We start from the raw sequence: 16,190 nt of genomic DNA, 5'->3' as shown, positions 1-16,190 counted from the left end.
GGCGGCCGGGGTCAGCGGGGGGCGGGCGCGGCGGCGGCGTGCGCCGTGACGTCCGCCGGGGCTGCGGGCGCGGCGGCGGCGTCGAGCGGCTTCTTCGCCGCGTCGGCGTCGCACGCGGGGCGGGCCAGCGACTCCTCGACGCAGGCGGCGCGCATCGACGGGGGGCACGCCACGCGGATGTGGAAGTGGTCGTTGTGCAGATCGGCGTCCCTGGGGCTCATCATCGCGGCGGCGGCGCGGCTCCGGAGCTCCGCCGGGACGCGCTTCTTCGCGGCGTACGCGAGCAGCCGCGCCCGCAGCGCGTCGGTCACGAACAGGTACTTGACGCCCGCCTGGCGGTCCTGGAGCAGCGCCTCGACGAGCGCCCAGTTGCGCTTGTCGTCGAACCGCGCCCCGGGGAGGCCGATGGCGTCGCCCTTGTCGTCGAACGCCACGAACCGGTCCATGCGCAGCGTCTTGCCCTTCGAGTTCACGACGTAGAACCCGACGTCGGCGTCGCGCCCCGTCTGGTGGGAGTTGTGCCCGTCGAGGCGGCCGCCCGTCCTGGCCGAGAGATCTCCGACGAGCAGCGCGGAGTCGCCGTGCTTCTTGGCGACCTGGAAGGAGGCGCGCCGCAGGGCCTTCACGAGCACGGGCAGCCCCCAGGTCCTGGCGCCCTCGCGCGTCTTGAGGTGCCTCGACGACCGGAGCCGCACGGCGCCGGTCAGCCGCCCGCGGTTGGGCGCCCCCTTCGACAGCGGCTTGCGCTCGTCGGCCTCGGCGGCGGTGCCGCCGCGCGCCGTCCGGGAGGTCTCGTCCCGCCGCGCCGCGCGCTTCTTGCTCGCGCGGTCCGCGGCCTTCCCCTTCGCCCCGGCGCCGCGCGCGGCGCGCGAGCCGCCCTCGTCGCCGGCCGAGCTGCGGCGCGCGGCGGGGCGCTTGCCCTGCGCGCGCTGGCCCGGCGGCTGCTCCGCGGAGGCCGGCTGCGCGCCCGCCGGGGCGCCGAGGGCCGGCGCCGCGACGGAGAGCGCGAGCAGGAGGGCGGCGACAGGGCCCCGGGACGCGAAGCAGCGGCGAGTGAGCGGGCGAAGCAACGGCATGACGGGGCGGACCCTACCCTGCGGCGCGCTGGGCAGAGAACTTCTTTCGCGGCCGCCGCCGGCGGGGCGCGGGCGGGCTGAGGGTGCCGTCCGTCCGGGCTCAGCGGGGAGGGCGGCCTGAGAATTGCGCATCGCGATGCTTCATCGCCTTGACATAACGGCTCCGGTGCGGTTAGAAGCGTTCCGCGAGCCCCGCCGAGGGGCGCGCAGGAGCGCCCGTAGCTCAGCTGGATAGAGCGTCGGACTTCGAATCCGAAAGTCGCCTGTTCGAATCAGGCCGGGCGTGCCGGGCTCAACGGACGACGCAAGCGATCCGGCGAGATCCCGGGGACTGTTTCAGAATCCGTCGGTTTGACAAACTACTCGGGCCATTAGCTCAATTGGTAGAGCAGTGGACTCTTAATCCATTGGCTGAAGGTTCAAGTCCTTCATGGCCCACCCGAGATGATTGAGGAATCCAGCCAGCCCGAGGGGCTGGCTGGGACAGCCGGGACGACGGCTGGGACGATCGAAGAAGCAGCACGGGACAGATGCTCGAAGGCTCGACGACCCAGGGGGTGTCGGGCTTTCGGTGTTTTGAGGACCCGATGGTCATCGAGCTGACCCCGAGCTTCAAGGTGATCGACCCGCGCTTCCGCAAGGTCGCGCTCCCGCACGTGCACGTCGAGAAGCTGTACACGGGCTGCCGCTGGGCCGAGGGGCCGGCGTGGTTCCCGGCGGGGCGCTACCTCGTCTGGTCGGACATCCCGAACGACCGCATGCTGCGCTGGGACGAGACGGACGGCTCGGTCTCGGTGTTCCGCCAGCCCGCGATGAACACCAACGGCCACACGGTCGACCTGCAGGGCCGCCTCGTCTCCTGCGAGCACGGCGGCCGCTGCGTCTCGCGCACCGAGCACGACGGCTCGCGCACGGTGCTCGCGTCGCACTTCGAGGGCAAGCGGCTGAACTCGCCGAACGATGTGGTCGTGAAGTCCGACGGCAGCATCTGGTTCACCGACCCGAGCTACGGCATCGACAGCGACTACGAGGGCGACGCGTCGCCGAGCGAGCAGGGCGCGCAGCGCGTCTACCGCATCGATCCGGTCTCCCTTGCGCTGACGGTCGTCGCGAGCGACTTCGTGCAGCCCAACGGCCTCGCCTTCTCGCCGGACGAGTCGCTGCTGTACATCGCCGACACCGGCGCGACGCACGTGAAGGACGGCCCGCACCACGTGCGCAGGTTCCGCGTCGACGCGAATGGCGCGCTGACCGGCGGCGAGGTGTTCGCGACCTGCCCGGTGGGGGTGTACGACGGCTTCCGCGTCGACGTGCACGGCAACCTGTGGCTGTCGGCCGGCGACGGCGTGCACTGCCACGCGAGCGACGGCGCGCTGCTCGGCAAGGTGCTCATCCCCGAGACGGTGTCCAACGTCTGCTTCGGCGGCGCCAAGCGCAACCGCCTGTTCATCTGCGGCACGACCTCGCTGTACGCGGTCTACCTGAACACCCGCGGCGCCGCGCGCTAGCGCTCTGCCGCGATGGCGCGACCGAGGAGCCCGATGATGCGTTCGGCATCATAAACGCACCCACCCCAGCTGCCCCCGCTGGCATCCTGAAGCGCAGCCCATAGTCGCGTGTCCGCGCTCACTCGGCCGTCGGGTTGAAGGGCTGGATTGGGGACACGGGCGGCAAAACCGCCGGCATCCACGCCCACGACGTCCACCGTCCCCTCCAGCTTGCGCGTGTCGATCCGGAGCCGGACGCGGTCGCCGTCGCGCACGCGGCCGATGGGCCCACCCGCCCAAGCCTCCGGGCTGACGTGGCCGATGCACGCCCCGGTGGAGACGCCGGAAAAACGACCGTCCGTGACCAGGGCGATGCGGTGCCCGTCCCTCACGTGCTTGAGGGCGGAGGTGATCTGGTAGGTCTCCGGCATTCCGATACCGGGGCCGATGCCGATCAGCACCATCACGTCACCCGGTTGCACGGCGCCCGTCTTGATCGCCTCGATCGCCGCGTCCTCGCTGCCGAACACGCGCGCAGGCCCTTCGTGCAGATAAACGCCGTCCGGTCCGATCACCTGGGGAGCGATGGCGGTGCTCTTCACGAGCGCTCCCTCGGGCGCGAGGTTGCCGCGCAAAAAGGTCACCGTGCTGGTGAGGCCGCGCTCGCGCGCCTTCCCGGCGGACATGATCACGTCGTCCGGGTCGATGCCGTCCAGCTGCTGCAGCTTGTCGCGCAGGCGCCGGCGCCGTTCGCTGCGCTCCCACCATTCGAGATTTTCGCCCAGGGTCCGACCGCTGACGGTGCGCGCACCGAGCCGCAGCAGGCCAAGCTCGCGCAGATGGAGCATGACCTCCGGGACGCCTCCCGCGAGGAAGACCTGAACCGTGGCATGGTGTCGCGGCCCGTTGGGCAGCACGTCCACGAGGCGCGGAACGAGGGCGTTGACGCGCGCCCAGTCGTCCACCGTGGGGCGCCGGAGCCCGGCCGCATGGGCGATCGCCGGCACATGGAGCACCAGGTTGGTCGACCCGCCGACGGCGGCGTGCAGCACCATCGCGTTGTGGATGGAATCGTCGGTGACGATGTCCCGCGTGGTCACGCCGCGTCCCTCGAGGGCCATGAGCGCGTGCGCGGAACGGCGGGCGAGGTCGCGCCAGATCTCGGCGCCCGACGGGCTGAGCGCGCCGTGCGGGAGGGCGAGGCCGAGCGCCTCCGCCACCACCTGGCTCGTCGCGGCCGTCCCCATGAACTGGCAGCCGCCGCCGGGGGAGCCGCAGGCGCGGCAGCCCATCTCGGCGGCGTAGTCGAGGCTCACCTCCCCGCGCGCATAGCGGGCCGCGAGGGTCTGGACCTTGGCGGTATCCTCCGCCTCCTCCGCGAGGAGCGTGACGCCTCCCGGCACGAGCACCGTGGGGAGGTCGAGGGTGCCGGCGAGCGCCATCAACATGGCCGGCAAGCCCTTGTCGCAGGTGGCGACGCCGAGCACGCCTCTTCGGGTGGGCAGCGAGCGTATCAGCCTTCGAAATACGATCGCGGCGTCATTGCGGTAAGGGAGGCTGTCGAGCATGCCGACGGTGCCATTGGTCCGCCCGTCGCACGGATCGCTGACATAGCCGGCGAACGGAATGGCCCCGCTGGCCGTGAACGTGCGGGCCGCCTCCTCCATGAGCAGCCCCACCTCCCAGTGTCCCGTGTGATATCCGAGCGCGATCGGCGTGCCGTCGGGCGCGCGGATGCCCCCCTGCGTGCTGAGCACGAGGAACTGCTTCCCGCGCAGGCGCGCAGGATCCCACCCCATCCCGGCGTTCTGAGTCCAGCCGAACAGCTCGCCGCTGGACATGGCGCGCAGCTGCTCGGCCCCGAGCGGGAGGCGCCCCGACGGTCCGGGCGCGGTGGTGCGCAGGGCGTAGATCGCCTCGCTGCCGGACTCGAACACCGGATCGCGGCTCATGCGCGGGGAGCGATGGGATCGCGGGTGGCCTGGCCGTCGACGAGACGCGATATCCCGAGCGGATTCTCGTCGCGCAGCTCCCGCGGGAGCAGCGCGGGCGGACACGACTGGTAGCAAACGGGACGCGCGAAGCGGAAGATGGCCGCGGTTCCAACCGAGGTGAAGCGCACGTCGCTGCTCGCCGGATACGGCCCGCCGTGGTGTATCGCGTGCGACACCTCCACGCCCGTCGGGTAGCCGTTGAAGACGAGGCGGCCCGCGACCCGGCTGAGGACATCGACGAGGTCCTGGGCGGCGGCGAGATCCTCGGCGGTCCCGTGAAGCGTGGCGGTGAGCTGGCCTTCGAGCGCGCCGAGGAGCTGGAGTAGCTCTCCGCGGCTCGATGCCGTGACGAGCAGCGCGTACGGTCCGAAGATCTCGTGGGCGAGGTGCGGCTGCCGTGCGAAGTCGGCGGCGGAGACGCGAGCGACGCGCGCGCCGGCGTCGGTCAGCCACTCCACGCCTTTCAGCTCCCGCACGGAGCGGTCGAACGACTCCTGGATACCGGCGTGCAGCATCACACCGGGAGCGATGGCGCGGGCTCGGTCGGCGACCGACTGAGCAAACGCATCCCATTCGGGGGAGGCCAAGCCCAGGACCAGGCCCGGCTTCGTGCAGAACTGGCCGACGCCGAGCGTGCACGAGTTCGTCAGCCCCTCGGCGATCGCGTCGCGGCGCTCGCGCAGCGCGCCGGGCAGCACGACCAGCGGGTTGATGCTGCTCATCTCGGCGAAGACGGGGATCGGCCGCGGGCGGGCGGCCGCGGCGTCGCAGAGGGCGCGGCCGGCGCGGGTGGACCCGGTGAAGCCCACCGCCTGGATGGCCTCGTGGCGCACCAGCATGAGCGAGACCTCGGGCGATGCGCCGTGCACCATGCCGAACACGCCCGCGGGCAGGCTCGCCTTCTGAACGGCGGAGCGCAGGGCCGAGGCCACGAGGTCCGAGGTGCCGGGATGCGCCGGGTGGGCCTTGACCACGACCGGGTTGCCCGCGGCGAGGGCGGAGGCGGTGTCGCCGCCGGCCACGGAGAACGCGAGGGGGAAATTGCTCGCGCCGAAGACGGCGACCGGGCCGATCGGCCGCAGCATGCGGCGCAGGTCGGGGCGCGGGAGCGGCTTACGGTCCGGCAGCGCGGGATCGATCCGCGCATCGACCCAGGAGCCCTCGCGCACGACCGCGGCGAAGAGGCGCAGCTGGCCGGTGGTGCGGCCGCGTTCGCCTTCGAGGCGGGCGACGGGCAGCCCGGTTTCCCGGTGCGCGGTCTGGATCAGGGCATCGCCGAGCGCCATGATCTCGTCGGCGGCGGTCTCCAGGAAGCGGGCGCGCAGCTCCGGCGCGAGGTCGGCGAAGGCCTGCGCCGCCGCCGCGGCGGCGCCTGCGGCGGCGTCGATCTCGGCGGCGGTGGCGTCGCGGTAGGCGCCTAGCTTTTCCCCGGTGGCGGCGTTGTGGGCGAAGAATTCCATAGCTTCAGCGCGGAACCGGAGGTGAACGTCTCGACGTCTCGATCTTCATAGGATGCGCCTCGTCAACCTTGGGATATCGGGTTCGCCAGCGTGCCGGCGCCGGGAATCGTGATCTCCACGAGATCGTCAGGCTCCAGGGTGAACGAGTCTGGCGGCACGATGCCGGTCCCGGTCATGAGGACGACGCCCGCGGGGAAGCTCAGCTCGCGCGTGAGGTAGCCGACGAGCTCCTCGGGCGCGCGCCGCATCCTCGCGGTCGAGGTCTCCCCCGCGAACACCACCTCGCCCCTGCGCCGGATCGCGAGCTGGATGGAGAGCGCGCGCAGATCCAGCCCGGGCTCGTCGGCGAGCGCGATGGCGGGGCCGAGCGCGCAGCAGCCGTCGTAGATCTTCGCCTGCGGCAGGTAGAGGGGATTGTCGCCCTCGATGGACCGCGACGAGACGTCGTTGCCGGCCGTGTAGCCGACGATGCGGCCCGCCGCGGACACGACGAGCGAGAGCTCCGGCTCGGGCACGTTCCAGCTCGAGTCGCGCCGGACGCGCACCGGCGCGCCCGGGCCGGCGACCAGGCGGGGCACCGCCTTGAAGAACAGCTCCGGGCGCTCGGCGTCGTACACGCGGTCGTAGAAGTCGCCGCCGCCCGCGCTCTCTTCCTTGCGCGCGTTGCGCGAGCGCTCGTAGGTGACGCCCGCCGCCCAGACCTCCTGCGAATCGATCGGGGCGAGCAGCGGGACCTCGGGCGGGAGGGGGTAGGCCGCGGCGCGCGCGCGCGCGTCGCGCACCGCGCCGAGGGGATCGGGCAAGGTGAGCCACGAGGCGACGGACGCGAACGCCTCCGGGGACGCCGCCGTGAGGTCGTGGCGCGCTCCCCGCTCGTCCTCGAGCCCGAGCCGCGGCCCTCCATCGCCCGCAAACCGAAACAGCTTCATGTCCGCGCCTCCCTACAGGCCCGCCCTGTCGATCGCGATCGTCGTGAGCTGGGTGGTGAATTCCTTGGCCGTCTGACCTTGCTCGCGAGAAGAGCAGGGCGAGCCCTTCGTGCTTCCGCCTACAATCGCGCCGTGTCGACCGCATGATCCACCATTTGCGCGTTCTGTAAAGCGACTTTTCGCCCGATGTCGACGGCGACCGCGGGCGGTGGCTCCACGTCGGCGTCGGCGAGCAGCGCGCCGATCGACGCGGGTGCCGCCTCGGTGATCAGGTCGCCAGCCAGTCGAGCACCCCGCGCACATAGAACGCCGGGACGCTCGCGGCAGCGGTCGATTGCTCCTCGGCGATCGCCCTCAGCCGGTCGAGCGTCGCGGACGACGACGGCAGGTCGCATGCGGCGTGGCCGTCGCACGATGCATGCTCAGCGGAGCACGTCATCAGTCCACGAGCGCAGCGAGCGGCGAGAGTCCACGAGCGCAGCGAGCGGCCTCGTACGTAACTCGTGATGGCACGGGCGACGACGACGGGGCATGACGATTGCTGGGCTGGTGGGCACGGTAGCTACGCGTCAGGTCGGTCCATCACAACCATGGGATTTGGACCAGACCGGGGGAGGGGCAGCATGCAGCCTGTTCAGCGAATCCTGGTCGCCACGGACCTCTCGGAGCTGTCAGCCACGGCGGTGAGGGTCGCCTTGGAACAGCCCCCGCTGACGACAGCTTCGGCCATCGGGCCTACGAAGGCGGCCGCGGCGCGGTCGTCGGGTGCATCAAGCCGGTGGAGAAGACAGGGCGCTATCAGATGCGGTGAGCTTCCGGCGTGATGGGGAACCGCATTGACCACGTGAGCAACCCATGGTGTCACGGCTCGACGCACCTCGACCCGAGCGGCCGTCCCTGAGGAGCGGTGCGCTCGTCGTGTCGACGTTCTCCGGCCTGCTGGGCGGCGCCGCGGCGCACCTCGAAGGACACGCGCGTCTGGGAGACACGCTCTGGGCGGCCGGCGCGGTGATCGCGCTCGCCCTCGTGGGCGCGCGCATCCTGGTGGACGTGCTGAAGAGGCGGGCCGGCGTCGACGTCATCGCGCTCCTCGCCATCGGCGGCGCGCTCCTGCTCGGGGAGTACCTGGCGAGCGCGCTGATCGGCGCGATGATGGCGACCGGCGGCGCCCTGGAGGGGTACGCGACCGCGCGCGCCCGGCGTGAGCTCTCCGCGCTCCTCGCGCGCGCTCCCCGTACGGCGCATCGCCGCGAGGGGGCCGACGTCACGACCGTCCCGATCGGCGCCGTCGCCCCCGGCGACCGCCTGCTGGTCGCGCCGGGCGAGATCGTGCCGGTCGACGGGGTCGTCGTGGGCACGCGGGCGCTCCTCGACGAATCGGCGCTGACCGGGGAGCCGCGGCCGGTCGAAAAGGCGCCCGGCGACCGCGTGGGGAGCGGGACCACGAACGCCGGCGCCGCCTTCGAGCTCCGCGCCGTGGCGAGCGCGGACGAGAGCACCTACGCCGGCATCGTCGGCCTCGTGCAGCAGGCGTCCGCCTCGAAGGCCCCGCTCGCCCGTATCGCCGATCGTCATGCCCTGGCGTTCGCCGCGCTCTCGCTGGCCATGGCGGCCGTGGCGTGGGGCCTCTCCCGCGACGCCGGGCGCGGGCTCGCCGTGCTCGTCGTCGCGACGCCCTGCCCGCTGCTCCTCGCCGTGCCCATCGCGATCGTGGGCGGCATCTCGCGCTCGGCCCGGCGCGGCATCGTGGTGAAGGGCGGCGCCGCGCTCGAGGCCCTCGCCCGGGCCGAGATCCTGCTCCTCGACAAGACAGGCACGCTCACGTTCGGCGGCCCGCGCGTGACCGGCGTGACGTGCTTCCGCTCGATAGAGGACGACGCGGAGGTGCTCCGCCTGGCGGCGTCCCTCGAGCAGGCCTCGTCGCACCCGCTCTCCGCGGCCCTGGTGCGCGCCGCGCGCGAGCGCCGCCTCGGGCTCTCCTTCCCCGAGGGCGTCCACGAGGCGCCCGGCGCCGGAATGACCGGTTGGGTGGACGGGCGCGCCGTTCGCGTGGGGAGCGCCGAATGGGCAGCGCAGGGGACGCCGCTCCCGGAGGAGGCCCGCGCCTTCCGGCGCCGCGCGTCCCGCGCCGGGGCGATGACCGTGTTCGTGGCCGTGGACGGAGGCGTCATCGGCGCGCTGACGCTCGACGACCCGATCCGCCCCGATGCGCCGCGGACCTTGCGGGCGTTGCGGCGGGTCGGCATTCGCCGTGTCGTGATGGTGACAGGCGACCACCCCCTGGTCGCCGAGGCGGTCGGCGCCACGCTCGGCGTCGATCGCGTGCTCGCCCAGCGGTCGCCGGAGGAGAAGGTCGCGGCCGTACGCGAAGCCCGCGCCGAGGGGCTCACCGTGATGATCGGCGACGGGATCAACGACGCTCCAGCGCTCGCCGCCGCCGACGTCGGCGTCGCGATGGGCGCGCGCGGCGCCACCTCGTCCGCCGAGGCGGCCGACGTGGTGCTCGTGGTGGACAGGCTCGATCGATTCGCCGAGGCCGTGAGCATCGCGCGCCGCGCTCGCACCATCGCGGTGCAGAGCGCGCTCCTCGGCATGGGGCTGTCGCTCTTCGCGATGGGCGCGGCGGCGTTCGGCTTCCTGCCGCCCGCCGCCGGCGCGCTCCTGCAGGAGGCGATCGACGTCGCCGCGATCCTGAGCGCGCTGCGGGCGCAGAGCGGCGGGCGCGGCGCGAGGAGGCCAGCGCTCGGGGAGGCCATGAGCCGCAGGCTGGAGATCGAGCACGATCAGCTCATCCCTAGGCTCGATCGGGTGCGGGTCGTGGCCGAGCGCATCGATCGCCTGGCGAGAGAGGAGGCGCGCGAAGAGCTCGAGGCGCTCGACCGCTTCCTCCGCGAGCGGCTCCTCCCGCACGAGCGCGCCGACGACGCCGAGGTTTACCCGGTCATCTCGCGACTGCTCGGCGGCGAGGATCCTCTTGCATCCATGAGCGCGACACACCGCGAGATCTTCCACCTGGTCCGGCTCTACGAGCAGCTCCTCGGAGAGCTCGACCCGCGCGGGCCCACGGCCGCGGACGTGCAGGATTTCCGGCGGATCCTCTACGGGCTCCACGCCGTGCTGCGGCTCCATTTCGCGCAGGAGGAGGAGCTCTACGCGTCGCTGAGCGAGCGCTACCACGCGGATGCTCCCGACCAGCCGGCCGTGAGCTCCCGGGAGCCGCCCCTCCAGCCGGCACCGGCGCCCGCGCGCCGCGTGCTGCGCGCGCTGGAGCCGCTCAGGCAAGGGCGCTCGCCCAGCCCCGGCCGGCAGGGGTGAATCCGCGCCGCCCGGAGCGGCTACCCGGATGATCCGGTCGCGCCCGGAGGGGGCTCGCGGGACCTCTCCTGACCGGCGGCGCCGTGGCGCGCTGCGGCCTGGTCGAGCGCCTCTCCGAGCAGCCGACAGACCTCCTGCTCGGACACCGGCGAGTAATCCTCGTACCAGAGGCCGACCGAATAGACGGGATCTCGAATATAGCAGTACACGAACTCACGCGCCCGCCGGGAGAGCTCCGCGTACGCGGCATACGACGCGACCGGGACCGCGATGACGATGCTCGCCGGGCGGCCCTGCTCGACGGCCGTCACGGCAGCCCGCATGCTCGCTCCGGTCGCCATGCCGTCGTCGACGAGGAGGAGCGTTCGATCCCGGATGTCAGGCGCCCTGTGGCAGCCGTGATAGACGCGCTCCAGGCGCTCCACCTCCCGGGCCGCCGCGTCGGCAAGCCACTGTACCGCGCGGTCCGAGATGCCCAGCGCTCGGCAGAGCTCTTCATCGACGACCTGGACACCGCCGCTCGCGACGGCGCCGATCGTCATGTGATCATTGCCCGGCGCCACGATCCGGCGCGCGATCAGCACGTCGAGCGGCACCCGCAGGAGCTTCGCTATCTCGAAGCCCACCAGCACCCCGCCTCGCGGCAGCGCCAGGAGGGTCACGTCCTCCCGCCCCGCGTAGGCGGTCAGCCGCGACGCGAGCTGGCGGCCCGCGTCGGCACGATCTCGAAACGGCATGTCTCCCTCTCCATCCGGCGTCGCTCGGGTCACCGACGGCGCTCGATGGAGCGTGCAATTGTCTAGCCAGGCGCCGCGCCTGACGCCGCCGGGCCTTCTTCCTCGCGCGCTCGCCGAGCCCGGGTGCTCCTCCGCAGCGCCAGAGGCAGAGCGCAGCGCCAGCGGACCGGACGCCTCCAGAGATCCCGCAGCGCGATCTCCCCCGCGCTCGGCCCCGCGCGCTCAGCGGACCAGCGCGGCCGGCCGTCAGCCGATGAGCGGTAGAGGCGCCGCCGGCCTGCTCACGCGAACCTCCGCCCCATCAGCGCGCGTTTGACCGCCTCGACGATGGCGAGGTAGGTCAGCGTCGCGCTCGCGAGGAACAGGAAGAAGCCGGGCGGCAGCGGCGCGAAGCCGAGCAGCGCGGCGAACGGGCTGTACGGGAGCACGAGGGCCATCGCCACGACGCCGAGCGTCGTCGCCGTGAGCGCGCGGCTCGGAGAGCGCTTGAAGGCGCTGCCCATCGTCCGGATCACGAAGATCACCAGCGTCTGCGTGGCCAGCGACTCGACGAACCAGCCGGTGCGGAAGAGCGGGGCCGGCGCGTGGAACACGCGGATCAGCGCGTAGAAGGTGACGAAATCGTACGCGGAGCTGATCGGCCCGATCACCATCATGAAGCGGCGGATCGTGGCGATGTTCCACCGCCGCGGCTTCCGGACGAAGCTCGCGTCGACGTTGTCCGTTGGAATCGTGATCTGCGCGAGATCGTAAAGGAGGTTGTTCAAGAGGATCTGCGCGGGCAGCATCGGGGAGCTGGATCACCGCCGGGCCGACGAAGAGGGCGTGGGTCGCGACGACGGCGATGTCCGGCGCGCAGCCCGCCGAGAGCAAGGCGTTCACGGCGGCCTCGATCGTCCCGCCGGTGCTGATCATGTCGTCGACGAGGAGGGGCGACCGCCCCCGGACCTCGCCCGTGATCGCGTGCACGCTGACGTCCTCGCCGCTCAGGCGGGTCTTGTGCACGACGGCGACCGGCAAGCGGAGGAGCCGCGCATGGCGATCCGCGAGCTTCGCAGCGCCCATGTCCGGCGCCACGATGACGCTGCGTTCGGAGACCCAGGGCCTCGCTGCCTCCAGGAGCAGCGGCGCGGCGCTCAGGTGCTCGAGCGGGACGGAGAAGAACCCTTCGAGCGCGGCGCTGTGGAGGTCGACGGCCACCACGTGCGAGAGGCCCGCTGTCCCGAAGAGATCGGCGACGAGCCGGACCCCTACCGGCTCCCTCCCCGAGGCGCGGCGGTCGTGGCGGGCATAGCCGAAATACGGCACGACGGCCGTCACGCGCGAAGCCCCTGCGCGGCGACATGCATCCGCGAGGAACAGGAGCTCGAGGATGTGCTCGTCGACCGGCGGGCTCGTCGGCTGGAGGAGATACACGTCCCGCCCTCGCACGGTCTCCCGGATCTGCACGTGAAGCTCGCCGTCCGCGAAGCGGCGCACCAGGGCGTCGCCCAGGCCGACGCCGAGGCGCTCCGCCACGGCCTGCGCGAGAGGGAGGTTGGCGTTGCCCGCGAAGAGGCAGATCTCCATGGCTGCTCCGCTACGCCGCGCCGCGCCGGACCGTCTCCCGGGCCGCGGCGCGGAAAAGAGGTTGCTTGTGGGGCATCGCGGTGGACCTCCTGGACGAGCGCGGCCGCCCTTCTGCGGCCCGCCCTCCGGGATGCAACCCTGGGGCCTGATCTCTCCGGTGTCCCTCCGCGGCGTCCCGCTCGCGCGGCTCGGCCGCCCTCTGCCCGTCGAGGCTGTCCCCGACGGGCAGCGCGAAGCACGGGAGAGCTGCGAGGATCTCCGGTGTGCGCCTCTCCTGAGGTACGTCAGCTCCAGCGCAGCAGCAGGCCGCCGTCCTCCCCGAGCTCGAGGCTCGTCCCGAACCGCGCGCCCTCTCGGCTCAGCACGTCTCCGAGCCAGAGCGCGTCCTCCGCCGCGGCAGGGTGGAGGCGAAATTTCCTCATCCGCAGCGGCACCAGCTCCAGGCGGACGAGCTCCCCGGTCCCCGCGCGCAGCGTCGCAAAGTACATCATGACCCGATCGCTCCGGTAGGCCTCGAACCCGCTGATGCCTTCATAATCATTCACGAAGTCGCCACAGCCGTAGAGGATCAGCCGCCCCGCGTGGACCTCGATCGCCTTTGGATGATGCGAGGAGTGCCCGTGAACCACGTCGACGCCCGCGACATCGACGAGGGCGTGGGCGAGCGCGACCTGCTCCTCCGGGACCTCGTATCCCCAGTTCGGGCCCCAGTGGATCGAGGCCACGACGATGTCGCCCTCCCGCTTGGCCGCCCGCACCACGTCCAGCACGCGACGGACGTCCGCGGGAGACGACTCCTCCACCCAGTGGATCCCCGGACGGTCCGCCGAGGCGCCCCAGCTCCGCGGCGCGCCGCTGGTCTGCGAGCCCCACGAGAAGATCAGGACCCGCCCCTTGCCCTCGATCTCGATGAGCGCAGGCGCCGCTGCCTCGTCGGCGTCCCGGCCCGCGCCGGCCGTCGCCACATCCGCCGACCGCAGCGCGGCGATTGTGTCGATCAGCCCGGCAGCTCCCCAGTCGAGGATATGGTTGTTGGCCAGCGCGCAGCAGTCGATCTGCGCCGCAGTGAGGCACGGGACGTTCCCTGGGTGCATCCGGTAGTTGATCCCCTTGAGACACGGCTCATCGCTGGTCGTGATCGCCGTCTCGAGGTTGACCAGCCGGACGGCAGGCGCCCGCCGGCTCCACGCTTCGAGCGCGGCCCCCCAGACATACGAGAAGTCGGCGGGACGATGGATGGGGCCGCTCGCGCGCTCGGCGAGCTCGATGTAGCCCCTCGCGTCCTCCACGGCCAGCTCGTACAGCACCGGATCGCTGGGGCACGGCAGGATCTGATCGATCCCGCGGCCGGTCATCACGTCACCGCAGAGGAAGACGGTGACAGCATCTGCAGTCGATGTGCCCTGCGTCCGCTCCCTCGCCGCATCTTGCAACATGGTGATTGCCCCGCTCGATCTGCAAGGGTGCAAGCGAGAGACCAGGTGCGGCGCGTGGCCTTCGCCTCCGGATCGCATGAGCGGGCCCGGCGATATCAAAGATAACCAGACTCCTCATCCTCCCCGGCGGGGTCGCTCTCCGGTGCTTCTCCTCTCCCTCCTCCCTCCTGCTCGATCTCCTCGACGAGGATCTCGGAGATCCGACGGCCGTGGACGCGCTCGGCCGTGAACCTCAGGCGCTCGAGATCCATCTGCTCCCCCTGGGCCGGCAGGTGACCGAGGACGCCGAGCATGAAGAGCAGGGTGAGCAGGACGGAGCCGGCGGACGCGCGCTCTGGGAGCGACCAGCGTGGCTCGGCGCAAAGGGAGCGTCCGGGCGCGGGCGGCGCGGCTCATCGCGGGATCCGCTGGTCCGCGAGTTGCACAGAGCGCGGAGCGAGATGCCGTTACCCAGGATCAGCGCCGCCGAGCTCATGACCGAGAACCCCCGGACCGTGCGGGTCGACGACCCCATCGGCGAGGCGGTGGACGTGCTGCAGACGACGGACTTCCGCCACCTGCCGGTCGTCGACGAGCAGGGTGAGCTGGTCGGGATGCTCAGCGATCGCGATCTGCGCGCGCTCCGGCTGCCCTACGCGGAGGACGCCGCGGTGGTCGACGCAGCGCTGCAGAAGGCCCGCGTGCCGGTGTCCACGATGATGAGCAGCAATGTCCTGAGCGTCGGTCCCGACGCGGACGTGACCGAGCTCATGGAGCTCATGCTCGAGAACAAGATCGGCGCGCTCCCGGTCGTCGACGGAGAGGGTGCGCTGCTCGGGATCGTCAGCTATGTGGACATCTTTCGCGGGATCCTCGAGGAGGCGTGACCCGCCGTCGCACGTCCTGGGAGACCTCGATCTCATTGCTCACGTCGTTCACGCCGAAGACGTACCAGGCGTCGTGCTCGGCGATCCTGCGTTGCTCCTCGCTCGCCACGAGGCCTCGCAGCGTGACGCGCGAGCGCTCTGTGCTGACCCCGATCTCCGACGCGTCGAGGAGCGGATCCTTCTCGAGGACGATGCGCACCGCGTCGGAGATCTCGTCGTCGTTGTCCTCCTCCGGGGCGTCGACCTCGAGCGCGTTCACGACGTCGCGGGTCCCCGGCGCCCACCAGCAGAGCACGCCGGCCAGGCGCTTGTGCGAGAGGCTGGGCACGGCCCCTTCGAGCCTCACGACTCCCTCATCGACGGCGACCTCGAGCGCGCCGCGCGGCCGCGGCGGCTCGCGAAACACGTCGAGCGCGCCCCCGCGGCGCACCCGGACGGTGCACTCGTCGAACGTCGGCTCCGAGAGCAGGACATCCCGGAGATGATCGAGGACCTCGGCGTCGCTCATGCCGACGCTCGGCTCGACGCGGAGCCGGTCGGCGACCCAGCGCACCTCGGGGAGCGCCGCGCCGCGCTCGAGCGCCCGCTTCTTCGCCGCAACATCCGGGAGCTCGCCCTCCATCGCGAGCACGCCGTCCAGATACTCCAGTCGGACCGGATATCGATGGAGGTCGAACCCGAGCCGGCCCAGCGCGGCGTGGGCCCTGCTCGTGACCAATTCTGCGCCATCCATGCTTCGCGCCATGGTGCCGAGCCGCGGCGATGTACAGGCCACGCGGCGGCCAAAGCCGCCCGCTGCGCGGCGGTCGCCGCCGCACACCTCGCTCGCGCCCACCGCGCCGGGGCCTTCGGCGAGGCGCTCGCGTGGTTATCGTGCATCGCGGCGTAGAGCGTCGGGCGAGAGGGCGCCCGCGCATGCAAGGTCTATGATGCGAAGCTGCCGACCGACTCGGTGATCAAGACGGACCTGGAATACATTTCGCACCACTGGCGCGAGCCCTGCTTCGATCTCTGGGAAGAGGTGTGGGGACACCATTTCTTCACGCGGCTCCTGGAGCGGACGGCGCTCGTCGAGGGAGCCGCGCTCGCGACGAGGATCGAGGACGCCGGGGCGGCCCGCTGGTATCTCGAGCAGTCGCGGGCGCTGGGCGATGAGTTGCTCTTGTATTGGGATCCCGGGCGCAATCACCTCGTCGCGACCCTTGATCAGGATGGGACCCCGGAGGCTCGCTGTCCGAGCAAATGAGCCGGTTCACCGGTCATCAACAAGGGGCTCCCGATCTGAGCATGAATTATGCCGCTTATGTGCTCGCGGCTGGGA

Annotated in this window: 14 protein-coding genes, 2 tRNA genes and 1 pseudogene; 6 read left to right on the top strand and 11 right to left on the bottom strand. The window is 71.8% G+C overall.

The window, feature by feature from the left end; all coding sequences use genetic code 11:
• Positions 1–11 precede the first annotated feature (11 nt).
• Complete coding sequence (locus NQZ70_RS47620; RefSeq protein WP_129580148.1) at positions 12–1,076, bottom strand: penicillin-insensitive murein endopeptidase; 1,065 nt, start codon at positions 1,074–1,076, stop codon at positions 12–14.
• Between the two features lie 212 nt (positions 1,077–1,288).
• Here NQZ70_RS47620 and NQZ70_RS47615 point away from each other — a divergent pair.
• The 3 genes from NQZ70_RS47615 to NQZ70_RS47605 all read left to right on the top strand — a co-directional run bounded on the left by NQZ70_RS47615 (position 1,289) and on the right by NQZ70_RS47605 (position 2,584).
• Positions 1,289–1,362, top strand: a tRNA-Arg gene (locus NQZ70_RS47615).
• 79 nt (positions 1,363–1,441) lie between these two features.
• A tRNA-Lys gene (locus tag NQZ70_RS47610) sits at positions 1,442–1,514 on the top strand.
• 149 nt (positions 1,515–1,663) lie between these two features.
• On the top strand, positions 1,664–2,584 hold the full coding sequence (locus NQZ70_RS47605) for an SMP-30/gluconolactonase/LRE family protein (RefSeq protein WP_129580147.1): 921 nt from the start codon (positions 1,664–1,666) through the stop codon (positions 2,582–2,584).
• Here NQZ70_RS47605 and NQZ70_RS47600 read toward each other — a convergent pair.
• From NQZ70_RS47600 to NQZ70_RS47585, 4 genes are all read right to left on the bottom strand, one after another.
• Entirely contained in the window at positions 2,581–4,515 is a 1,935-nt protein-coding gene (locus tag NQZ70_RS47600) for a YjhG/YagF family D-xylonate dehydratase (protein ID WP_129580146.1), read from the bottom strand. The genes NQZ70_RS47605 and NQZ70_RS47600 overlap by 4 nt on opposite strands.
• Complete coding sequence (locus NQZ70_RS47595; protein ID WP_129580145.1) at positions 4,512–6,017, bottom strand: aldehyde dehydrogenase (NADP(+)); 1,506 nt, start codon at positions 6,015–6,017, stop codon at positions 4,512–4,514. The genes NQZ70_RS47600 and NQZ70_RS47595 overlap by 4 nt, the downstream gene beginning before the upstream one ends.
• A 62-nt stretch (positions 6,018–6,079) precedes the next feature.
• Complete coding sequence (locus NQZ70_RS47590) at positions 6,080–6,946, bottom strand: fumarylacetoacetate hydrolase family protein (RefSeq protein WP_129580144.1); 867 nt, start codon at positions 6,944–6,946, stop codon at positions 6,080–6,082.
• A gap of 268 nt (positions 6,947–7,214) precedes the next feature.
• Positions 7,215–7,385, bottom strand: a complete 171-nt coding sequence (locus NQZ70_RS47585; protein WP_165373716.1) for a hypothetical protein — start codon at positions 7,383–7,385, stop codon at positions 7,215–7,217.
• A 479-nt stretch (positions 7,386–7,864) separates the two neighbouring features.
• Here NQZ70_RS47585 and NQZ70_RS47580 point away from each other — a divergent pair, with 479 nt between their 5' ends.
• Positions 7,865–10,261: a heavy metal translocating P-type ATPase gene (locus tag NQZ70_RS47580; RefSeq protein ID WP_237244705.1), complete on the top strand. Its 2,397-nt coding sequence runs from the start codon at positions 7,865–7,867 to the stop codon at positions 10,259–10,261.
• Between the two features lie 20 nt (positions 10,262–10,281).
• Here NQZ70_RS47580 and NQZ70_RS47575 read toward each other — a convergent pair whose 3' ends face one another.
• The 5 genes and pseudogenes from NQZ70_RS47575 to NQZ70_RS47555 form a co-directional block, all read right to left on the bottom strand.
• Positions 10,282–10,998 (bottom strand): phosphoribosyltransferase, encoded by a 717-nt coding sequence (locus NQZ70_RS47575; RefSeq protein WP_237244703.1) that lies wholly within the window; start codon positions 10,996–10,998, stop codon positions 10,282–10,284.
• 281 nt (positions 10,999–11,279) lie between these two features.
• Complete coding sequence (locus NQZ70_RS47570) at positions 11,280–11,786, bottom strand: cation transporting ATPase C-terminal domain-containing protein (RefSeq protein WP_237244701.1); 507 nt, start codon at positions 11,784–11,786, stop codon at positions 11,280–11,282.
• Positions 11,787–11,826: 40 nt separating this feature from the next.
• Positions 11,827–12,567: pseudogene (locus NQZ70_RS47565) on the bottom strand (ribose-phosphate diphosphokinase); the annotation flags it as partial.
• Positions 12,568–12,851: 284 nt separating this feature from the next.
• Positions 12,852–14,003 carry a CapA family protein gene (locus tag NQZ70_RS47560; RefSeq protein WP_129580142.1) on the bottom strand — a complete coding sequence of 384 codons (1,152 nt, stop codon included), beginning with the start codon at positions 14,001–14,003 and terminating at the stop codon, positions 12,852–12,854.
• A 95-nt stretch (positions 14,004–14,098) separates the two neighbouring features.
• Complete coding sequence (locus NQZ70_RS47555; protein ID WP_129580141.1) at positions 14,099–14,296, bottom strand: transporter associated domain-containing protein; 198 nt, start codon at positions 14,294–14,296, stop codon at positions 14,099–14,101.
• 147 nt (positions 14,297–14,443) lie between these two features.
• Between NQZ70_RS47555 and NQZ70_RS47550 the strand changes: the two genes are divergently transcribed.
• Positions 14,444–14,869 (top strand): HPP family protein, encoded by a 426-nt coding sequence (locus NQZ70_RS47550; protein ID WP_129580140.1) that lies wholly within the window; start codon positions 14,444–14,446, stop codon positions 14,867–14,869.
• On the opposite strand, the gene NQZ70_RS47545 is transcribed toward NQZ70_RS47550, so the two are convergent.
• Positions 14,826–15,602, bottom strand: coding sequence for a BON domain-containing protein (locus tag NQZ70_RS47545; protein WP_165374523.1), 777 nt, complete (start codon positions 15,600–15,602; stop codon positions 14,826–14,828). The two genes, NQZ70_RS47550 and NQZ70_RS47545, sit on opposite strands and share 44 nt — an antisense overlap.
• A gap of 219 nt (positions 15,603–15,821) precedes the next feature.
• On the opposite strand from NQZ70_RS47545, the gene NQZ70_RS47540 reads away from it, so the two are divergent.
• The gene (locus tag NQZ70_RS47540) at positions 15,822–16,115 is read left to right on the top strand and encodes a glycoside hydrolase family 15 protein (protein ID WP_207217664.1); all 294 of its coding nucleotides are present in this window, start codon (positions 15,822–15,824) and stop codon (positions 16,113–16,115) included.
• Positions 16,116–16,190: the final 75 nt, after the last annotated feature.

It is taken from the genome of Sorangium sp. So ce836 (genome assembly GCF_028553905.1).
Lineage (GTDB): Bacteria > Myxococcota_A > Polyangia > Polyangiales > Polyangiaceae > Sorangium > Sorangium cellulosum_D.
This window is presented reverse-complemented; position numbering and strand designations above follow the sequence as displayed.

Excerpts from the sequence above, each read along its gene's own strand:
- NQZ70_RS47605 (WP_129580147.1), top strand. The coding sequence starts at position 1,664 with ATGGTCATCGAGCTGACCCCGAGCTTCAAGGTGATCGACCCGCGCTTC.
- NQZ70_RS47590 (WP_129580144.1), bottom strand. The coding sequence starts at position 6,946 with ATGAAGCTGTTTCGGTTTGCGGGCGATGGAGGGCCGCGGCTCGGGCTC.
- NQZ70_RS47620 (WP_129580148.1), bottom strand. The coding sequence starts at position 1,076 with ATGCCGTTGCTTCGCCCGCTCACTCGCCGCTGCTTCGCGTCCCGGGGC.
- NQZ70_RS47560 (WP_129580142.1), bottom strand. The coding sequence starts at position 14,003 with ATGTTGCAAGATGCGGCGAGGGAGCGGACGCAGGGCACATCGACTGCA.
- NQZ70_RS47600 (WP_129580146.1), bottom strand. The coding sequence starts at position 4,515 with ATGAGCCGCGATCCGGTGTTCGAGTCCGGCAGCGAGGCGATCTACGCC.
- NQZ70_RS47545 (WP_165374523.1), bottom strand. The coding sequence starts at position 15,602 with ATGGATGGCGCAGAATTGGTCACGAGCAGGGCCCACGCCGCGCTGGGC.
- NQZ70_RS47555 (WP_129580141.1), bottom strand. The coding sequence starts at position 14,296 with ATGCTCGGCGTCCTCGGTCACCTGCCGGCCCAGGGGGAGCAGATGGAT.
- NQZ70_RS47570 (WP_237244701.1), bottom strand. The coding sequence starts at position 11,786 with ATGCTGCCCGCGCAGATCCTCTTGAACAACCTCCTTTACGATCTCGCG.
- NQZ70_RS47595 (WP_129580145.1), bottom strand. The coding sequence starts at position 6,017 with ATGGAATTCTTCGCCCACAACGCCGCCACCGGGGAAAAGCTAGGCGCC.
- NQZ70_RS47575 (WP_237244703.1), bottom strand. The coding sequence starts at position 10,998 with ATGCCGTTTCGAGATCGTGCCGACGCGGGCCGCCAGCTCGCGTCGCGG.
- NQZ70_RS47550 (WP_129580140.1), top strand. The coding sequence starts at position 14,444 with ATGCCGTTACCCAGGATCAGCGCCGCCGAGCTCATGACCGAGAACCCC.
- NQZ70_RS47585 (WP_165373716.1), bottom strand. The coding sequence starts at position 7,385 with ATGACGTGCTCCGCTGAGCATGCATCGTGCGACGGCCACGCCGCATGC.